At 75.0% G+C, this 7,555-nt stretch carries 8 protein-coding genes; 1 reads left to right on the top strand and 7 read right to left on the bottom strand.

Annotation, left to right across the window (positions count from 1 at the left end; genetic code table 11):
- The first annotated feature begins 27 nt into the window (after window positions 1-27).
- The gene (locus tag AB0E19_RS06285) at window positions 28-1,422 is read left to right on the top strand and encodes an aminotransferase class V-fold PLP-dependent enzyme (protein WP_362174128.1); all 1,395 of its coding nucleotides are present in this window, start codon (window positions 28-30) and stop codon (window positions 1,420-1,422) included.
- A 10-nt stretch (window positions 1,423-1,432) separates the two neighbouring features.
- Here AB0E19_RS06285 and AB0E19_RS06290 read toward each other — a convergent pair whose 3' ends face one another.
- The 7 genes from AB0E19_RS06290 to AB0E19_RS06320 form a co-directional block, all read right to left on the bottom strand.
- Window positions 1,433-2,584: a glycerate kinase gene (locus AB0E19_RS06290; RefSeq protein ID WP_362174131.1), complete on the bottom strand. Its 1,152-nt coding sequence runs from the start codon at window positions 2,582-2,584 to the stop codon at window positions 1,433-1,435.
- Window positions 2,581-4,011, bottom strand: a complete 1,431-nt coding sequence (locus tag AB0E19_RS06295) for an SLC13 family permease (protein ID WP_362174134.1) — start codon at window positions 4,009-4,011, stop codon at window positions 2,581-2,583. Before AB0E19_RS06295 ends, AB0E19_RS06290 begins: the two co-directional genes overlap by 4 nt.
- Window positions 4,012-4,091: 80 nt before the next feature.
- A complete protein-coding gene (locus tag AB0E19_RS06300; protein WP_362174137.1) occupies window positions 4,092-4,751 on the bottom strand; it encodes a response regulator transcription factor in 660 nt (219 codons plus the stop codon).
- Between the two features lie 2 nt (window positions 4,752-4,753).
- Window positions 4,754-6,106 carry an ATP-binding protein gene (locus tag AB0E19_RS06305; protein WP_362174889.1) on the bottom strand — a complete coding sequence of 451 codons (1,353 nt, stop codon included), beginning with the start codon at window positions 6,104-6,106 and terminating at the stop codon, window positions 4,754-4,756.
- A gap of 59 nt (window positions 6,107-6,165) precedes the next feature.
- A complete protein-coding gene (locus AB0E19_RS06310) occupies window positions 6,166-6,480 on the bottom strand; it encodes a small hydrophilic protein (protein ID WP_362174140.1) in 315 nt (104 codons plus the stop codon).
- A 106-nt stretch (window positions 6,481-6,586) separates the two neighbouring features.
- Entirely contained in the window at window positions 6,587-6,868 is a 282-nt protein-coding gene (locus tag AB0E19_RS06315) for an Lrp/AsnC ligand binding domain-containing protein (protein ID WP_030758121.1), read from the bottom strand.
- Window positions 6,865-7,555 (bottom strand): rhomboid family intramembrane serine protease (locus tag AB0E19_RS06320; protein ID WP_362174144.1); only part of this gene is annotated, 691 nt, incomplete at its 5' end. The genes AB0E19_RS06315 and AB0E19_RS06320, both read right to left, overlap by 4 nt.

A 7,555-nucleotide genomic window follows, 5' to 3' on the forward strand; every position in this document is an offset into this window, starting at 1 on the left:
CGCCTCGTCCCGCCGGGAGATTCCGCCATGTCCGCACGCCCGAACACCGCCGTCGAGACCGCCTCCGCCGCCGACGCCGACGCCTGCTGCACCGGGCCGCTGCCCGTGCTCGGCCGGGACGTCACCGTCCCGCTCGTCACCGGCGGCGAGGTGACCTACGCGGCCCTCGACTACGCGGCCAGCGCCCCCGCCCTCCAGCGCGTCTGGGACGACGTCGCCGCCTACGCCCCGTACTACGGCAGCGTGCACCGGGGCGCCGGCTACCTCTCCCAGCTCTCCACCGACCTCTTCGAGCAGAGCCGCGCCACCGTCGCCGCCTTCCTCGACTGCCGCGACGGCGACCAGGTCGTCTTCACCCGCTCCACCACCGACTCGCTCAACCTGCTCGCCCAGGTGGTCCCCGCCGACTGCCAGGTCTTCGTCTTCGAGACCGAGCACCACGCCTCCCTGCTGCCCTGGCGCGACGCCCAGGTGACGTACCTCAACGCCCCGCGCACCCCCGCCCAGGCCGTCGAGACGCTGGAGCGGGCCCTCGCCGACCGTGACCCCTACGGCCCGGCCCTGGTCTGCGTCACCGGCGCCTCCAACGTGACCGGCGAGCTGTGGCCGGTGCGCGAACTCGCCGCCGCCGCCCACGCGCACGGCGCCCGGATCGTCCTCGACGCCGCCCAGCTCGCCCCCCACCACCCGGTCTCCGTGAAGGACCTGGACGTCGACTGGGTCGCCTTCTCCGGACACAAGCTGTACGCGCCCTTCGGCTCCGGCGTCCTCGCGGGCCGCGCCGACTGGCTCCAGGCCGCCGAGCCGTACCTGGCCGGCGGCGGCGCCTCCCGCACGGTGGCCCGCCGGGCCGACGGCGGCGTGGACGTCGAGTGGCACACCACCGCCGCCCGCCACGAGGCCGGCTCCCCGAACGTCATCGGCGTCTACTCCATCGCCTCCGCCTGCAAGGCGCTCACCGAGGCCGGCTTCGACACCCTCGTCGCCCGCGAGCAGCACCTCATCGACACCGTCCGCGCCGGGCTCGCCGAGGTCCCCGAGGTCCGCGTCCTCTCCCTCTTCGGCGACGATGCCCCGCGCGTCGGCGTCATCTCCTTCGTGGTCGAGGGCTGGAACAGCTCCCACTTCGCCGCCGCCCTCTCCGCCGAGTACGGCATCGGCGTCCGCGACGGCCTGTTCTGCGCCCACCCGCTGGTCCGCACCCTCCTCGGCTCCGACCCGCAGGACGTCGGCGAGTGCGGCGCCCCCGAGCCGGCCGCCCCCGGCGAGCGGTCCCTCAACGCCATCCGCGTCAGCTTCGGCGCCGGTACGCCGGACGAGCACGTCGAGCGCTTCGTCGGCGCCGTGAAGGAGCTCGTCCGCGACGGCGCCCAGTGGAAGTACCGCACGGAGGACGGCCGCTGCGTGCCCGACCGCGGCTGACACCGGCCGCTCAGGCGGCCAGCCTCGTCCCCAACAGGACCATGCGCAGGGTGCGTTCGGCCGCGTCCGCCAGGAACTCGGCGCCCCGGTCGAGCGCCTCGGGCAGTGCCACGGGCGCGGGCAGGATCGAGCCGTAGGCGTCGACCCCCACCGCCCGCACCTCGTGGACGCCCCGGCCGAGCGTCCCGGCCAGCGCGAGCACCGGCACCCCGTGGGCCCTGGCCCGGCGGGCCACCTCCGCCGGGACCTTGCCCCGCACGGTCTGACCGTCCAGGGCGCCCTCCGCGGTGATCACCAGGTCGGCGCGGGCCAGCCGGGCGTCCAGGTCGACGTGGTCGAGCAGCACCTCGAAGCGGGGGAGCAGCCGGGCGCCGAGCGCGGCGAGTCCCGCGCCGAGCCCGCCGGAGGCACCGGACCCCGGAGCCGTCCCGATCCCGGCGGGCGCGCCCAGGTCCCGTACGAGCAGGGCGGCCCAGCGGTCCAGGGCCGCCGCCAGCTCCTCGACCCGCTCCGGGTCCGCGCCCTTCTGCGGGCCGAAGACCCGGGCCACGCCCCGCTCGCCGGTGAGCACGTTGTAGGGATTGCAGGCCACGAGCAGCTCGGTGGCCGCGAGCCGCGGATCGAGCCCGGCCGGGTCGATCCGGGCGAGACGTGTCAACGCGCCACCCCCCAGGGGGAGTTCGGCTCCCTCGGCGTCCAGGAGTCGGGCGCCGAGGGCCTGGAGCGCACCCGCTCCGCCGTCCGAGGTGCCGGAGTCGCCGCAGCCGACCAGGACGCGGCGGACCCCGGCGTCGAGCGCGGCCCGGATCAGCTCCCCCACCCCGTAGGTGGTGGTGGCGCCCGGGTCGCGCCGGTCGGCCGGCACCAGGGAGAGGCCCGCGACGGCCGCCATCTCGACCACCGCGGAGGAGTGGTCGAGGAGCGCGAAGTGGGTCCTCACCGGGTGGCCGAGGGGGCCCGTCGCGACCCGGGGCAGCAGCCTGCCCCCGGTCGCGGCGGCCAGCGCCCGGGCCGTCCCCTCCCCGCCGTCGACCAGCGGGATCAGGTCGACGACGGCGTCCGGGCGGACCCGGCGCAGCCCTTCGGCGATGGCCTCGGCGGCCTCGGGCGCGGACAGGGACTCCTTGAAACCGCTGGGGGCGACGGCGATGTGCAGGCTCACGGCTGGGACTCCAGGAGGACGGGCACGCCGAGCGGCGGCCAGACGACGAGGGCGAAGAACAGCACCAGGGCGGCGCTGAGCGGGGCGAGTACGGCGGAGAGCCGCAGCAGGTCGCGGGGGGTGAAGGTGGGGACGCCGTCCGGTGGTTCGGCGAAGAGGGCGACGGGTTTCGCGGAGGCGGGCAGCGTCTGGCAGAACCCGGCGGCGGCGGTGGAGGCGAGCGCGGCGGCCACCGGGTTGACCCCGGCGCCCACCGCCGCGGCCACCACCAGCGGCACCAGGACCGAGGAGCGGGCCGAGCGGGACTGGAGCACCAGATGGGCGGCGGTGCTCACGGCCACGACGGCGCCGAGGAAGGCCCACGGGGGCAGCCCGGCCGGCATCCCGCCGACCAACCACCCGGCCGCGCCGGAGTCGACGAGGGCCACGCCCATCGCGGTGGTCGCCGCCATGAAGAGCAGCATCGGCCAGGGCACCGCCTTCAGTCCGTCCTTCATCCGGACGGTGCCGAGCGCGGGGGTGGAGGCGACAATCGCGCCGATCAGCGCGACCACGGCCGGCGAGACCCCGTGCAGCGGCTCGGCGCACCACAGCGCCACCACGGTGCAGAGCAGCAGCAGACAGCGCTGCTCGGGCGCGGTGAGCGGCCCCGACACCGGGGTGGGGGAGTGCTCCTGGAGGGCGGCGACGGTGATCCGTACGGGCTCGCGCCGGTCCTCGCGGCGGGTGGTGGTGAGCAGCACCGCCTCGGCCGCCAGATGGGAGGCGACGACCGCGAGCGGCAGGCCGAGGACCAGCCAGCGGGCGAAGCCGATGCCCTCGCCGGTCCGCTCCAGGAGGACCCCGACGGTGATGAGGTGGGCGCCCGCGCCGATCAGGGTGGCGACGGCCGACAGCAGGATGACGGTGGGGAAGAGCAGCGCCAGCATCACCACCAGCCGGCGCCGGCCGGCCAGCGCCTTCGCCAGGGCGAGGAAGACCGGCAGGGCGAGCGCCGCGCGCCCGGAGGTGGCCGGGACGGCGAAGGAGGTGACGACCAGCGCGGCGGCGGTGAGGTGGACCAGCCGGCGTACGGAGCCGGCACCGGTGACGAGGAAGGCGGCCGCCCGGCCGGCGAGCCCGGTCCTGGTCACCGCGGCCGCGAGGACGAAGGCGCAGATCAGCAGCCAGACGGTGGCGTCGCCGAGGGTGGCGAAGAGCGCGTCGGCGCTGATCACCCCGGTGACGGTGAGGGCGAGCCCGGCGCCGAGCGCCACGTAGGTGTCGTCGACGGGGGCGGCGATCCAGGCGCAGGTGGCGAGCGCGAAGACGGCCAGGGTCAGCCGGGCCCCGCCGTCCAGGCCGGGGGCGGTGCCGGGGACGGCGAGCACCGCGCAGACACCGAGTGCGAGGCAGAGCCAGACCGTCCGGCGGAGGGAGAGGTTCACGGGAACCACCCTCCGGGCGGCCGGTGAGCCTGGGATGAGCCCTCCATGAAGGAAGGTTCACGCACCCCGGGCCGGGCGCGTCAGGGCATCCGGTACCCCATGCCGCGCACCGTCTCCAGGCGTTCGGCGCCCAGCTTCCTCCGCAGCGCCCGCACGTAGACGTCCACGATGTTGGAGCCGGGGTCGAAGTCGTACCCCCAGACGTGGGAGAGGATCTGCTCCCGTGAGAGCACCTGCCCCGGGTGGCGCAGGAAGAGCTCCAGGAGGACGAACTCACGGGCGGTCAGGTCCACCGTCCGCTCCCCGGCGCGGGCCCGCCGGGTGCGCAGGTCCAGGCCGAGGTCGCCGCTGCGGAGCACGGTGACCTCGGGGGCGCGGGCGGCGGTGCGCAGCCGCAGCCGGATCCGGGCGAGCAGCTCCTCGAAGCGGAAGGGCTTGGTCATCCAGTCGTCGGCGCCGCCCTCCAGGCCGGCCACGGTGTCCCGGACGGAGTCGCGGGCCGTCAGGACGAGGACGGGCAGGGTCACCCGGGCCTCGCGCAGCTCCCGCAGGACGGTGAAGCCGTCCCGGCCGGGCAGTCCGATGTCCAGGACCATCAGGTCGAAGCCGCCGGTGAGCGCCCAGGCGAGCGCGGTGTCGCCGTCGGCGGCGACGGAGGTGGTGAAGCCGTTGGCGCGGAGGCCCTTCTCGACGAAGGAGGCGATGCGCTCCTCGTCCTCGGCGATCAGCACGCGATTCATGGTCACTCCTCGAAGACAAGTACGAAAGTGGCCCCGCCGCCCTCGGTGGGGCGGAGCTCGACCCGCCCGCCCCGGTGCCCCTCGGCGATGGCCCGGACGATGGCGAGGCCGAGCCCCGCGCCGCTGGTGCGGGCCCCGCGGCGGGCGGTGCCCCGGCGGAAGCGTTCGAAGATCACGGCGGCGTCCCGCTCCTGGACGCCGGGGCCGCGGTCGGCGACGTACAGCTCGATCCGGCCGGCGGCGGCCCGCGAGCCGATCGCGATCCGCGCGCCCGGCACGGTGTGCTGGACGGCGTTCTGGGCGAGCTGCACCATCGCCTGGGTGATCCGCTGGGCGTCGAGCGCCGCCTCCCGGTCGGCCACCGCGTCGAGCATCCAGTCGCGTTCGCCGAGCGCCCGCGCCTTCACGAAGACGTCGGCGGTGAGCTCGCCGAGCTGCACCGGTGCGGTCCGCACGAAGTCGGGCCGTTCGGCCTTGGCGAGCAGGAGCAGGTCCTCGACGATCCGGCTCATCCGGTCCAGCTCGTCGGTGACGATCCGGACCGTCTCCGCCCGCTCGGCCGGATCGTCGCCCATCAGCTCCAGATGGCCGCGGACGATGGTGATGGGGGTGCGCAGCTCGTGCCCGGCGTCGTCGACGAACTGACGCTGACCCGCGAAGGCGCGTTCCAGCCGGTCGAGCATCGCGTTGAAGGTCTCGGCGAGCGCGGCGACGTCGTCCTTGCCCTGCACCGGGATCCGCTGGGTGAGGTCCCGTTCGGTCAGCTCGGCGGCGGTCGTCCGCACCAGCCGCACGGGGGCGAGGATGCGGCCCGCCACCACCCAGCCGATGCCGGTGGTCAGCAGCAGCGCCACCCCGGATATGGCGAGCAGGATGCGGAACGCCTCGTCGGCGATGGCCTGCTCCCGGTCGGCGTGGAAGGCGACGACGAAGGCGGACGGCGGACCGCCGGTCTCGATCGGCACCTTCGCCCACCGCACCTCGCCCCGGCCGCGGTCGATCCGGCCCCAGGGCTCCGGGTCGGCGGCGATGGCGTCGAGCGCGGGCCGGTCGCGGTGGAGCGGCAGGGCGCTCGGTATGTCACGGGACTGCCGGACGACCCGGGGGCCGGGCCCTCCGGTGCCGACCAGGCCGAGCAGCTCCTCGTCCGGGTCGGAGTACTGGCGCTGGAGGAAGACCCGCAGCAGCGCCTCGGGGTCGGTGAAGCGCCGTCCGGTGTCCGGGTCGACGCCCTGGGCCACGAAGTTGGCGAACTCCCCGGTCTCCTGGGTGAGCAACTGGTTGACGCGGTGGTCGGCGTCGCGCAGCAGCAGGGTGCGGGTCACCACGGCGACCGCGGCCAGCGCGACCGCCATGACGAGCAGCAGCCAGAGCAGGATGCGGACGCGGGCGGAGAGACGGTGTTCGGTGCGCTTCACTCGTGATCGTCGTCATCGTCGTCGCCGCCCGTGGCGGAGGGCCCGGGCACGACGGAGTCGGTGGGCGGCGGGGTCGACGGGGTCGGCGGGGCCGCGGGGGCGGTGGGCGCGGTCGGCGCGGTCGGCGCGCTCACGGTGGGTGCCGGCGCGCCGGGTGTCGGCGCGGTCGCCGTCGGCCGGGTGGAGAGGTGGACGGCGGGCGGGACCCGCGGGGCCGCCGGCTCGTCGGTCAGCGCGTAGCTGGTCGCGGCGATCCCGAGCGGGACGGCGACGACGGCGACGAGTCCGGCCATGCGGTGGGTGAAGGACATGCGGTCAGGGTCGGGCGCGCGGGCGCGGCCCGGGATGAAGCCCGGATGAGGATTCCTTCATCCGGGCGTCGTGCGCGGCGCCGGGTCCCGGCTCAGGACTCCCGGCTCAGGACTCCAGGCCGATGGCGAAGGCCGCCTCCAGGTCGTGCTGCGAGTACGTCCGGAAGGCGACGTGGGTGTCGGTGCCCTCGACGCCCGGGATCTTGCTGATCCGGCCGGGGATGACCTCGGCCAGGTCGTCGTGGCGCGGCACCCGGACCATCGCGATGAGGTCGTACGTACCGGTCACCGAGAAGACCTCGCTGACGTTGTCGAGCGCGGCGATCGACTCCGCGATCTCGGGGATGCGGTCCACGCTGGTCTTGATGAGGACGATCGCGGTGATCACGGCTGGCTGTCTCCCTCGGTCGCCGCTGCTGGGGTTTTCACTCTATCCCCACCCCGGAACCTCACCCAGGCGTAGAGGAAGCCGACCGAGAAGCCCACGACGTGGGCCAGATAGGCGACCCCGGGGCCCGCGCCCGCGGCCCGCGCGGCCAGCCACTGGAGCGTGAACCAGAAGACGAGCACCGCCCAGGCCGGGAAGCGCAGCGGCAGGAAGAAGAGGAAGGGGAAGAGGCTCGTCACCCGGGAGCGGGGGAAGAGGAAGAGGAAGGCCCCGAGCACCGCCGAGATCGCGCCGGAGGCCCCGACCAGGGTCTGCTCGCTGTCGGAGTGCGCCACCGCGTATCCGAGCAGGGCGAGGTAGCCGGTGCCGAGATAGAAGAGGGCGAACTCGACGTGCCCCATCCGCTCCTCGGCCATCGCCCCGAAGACCCACAGGAAGAGCATGTTGCCGAGCAGGTGGAGCCAGCCGCCGTGCACGAAGAGGGCGGTGAAGGGGGTGAGCAGGGAGCCCGGCTCGCCCCGGGTCAGTTCGGCCGGCACCACCCCCCACCGCAGGAAGTACGCGCTCTGCGCCGCCAGCACCTCGTCCCCGGTTCCGTACGACGGGTTCAGGCCGGAGACCGGGCTGACAATGAAGAGGAGACAGCAGGCGGCGATGAGCCCGTAGGTCACCGTGGGTCCGGTCCGG

The sequence above is a fragment of the Streptomyces sp. NPDC047974 genome (assembly GCF_040653375.1).
Lineage (GTDB): Bacteria > Actinomycetota > Actinomycetes > Streptomycetales > Streptomycetaceae > Streptomyces.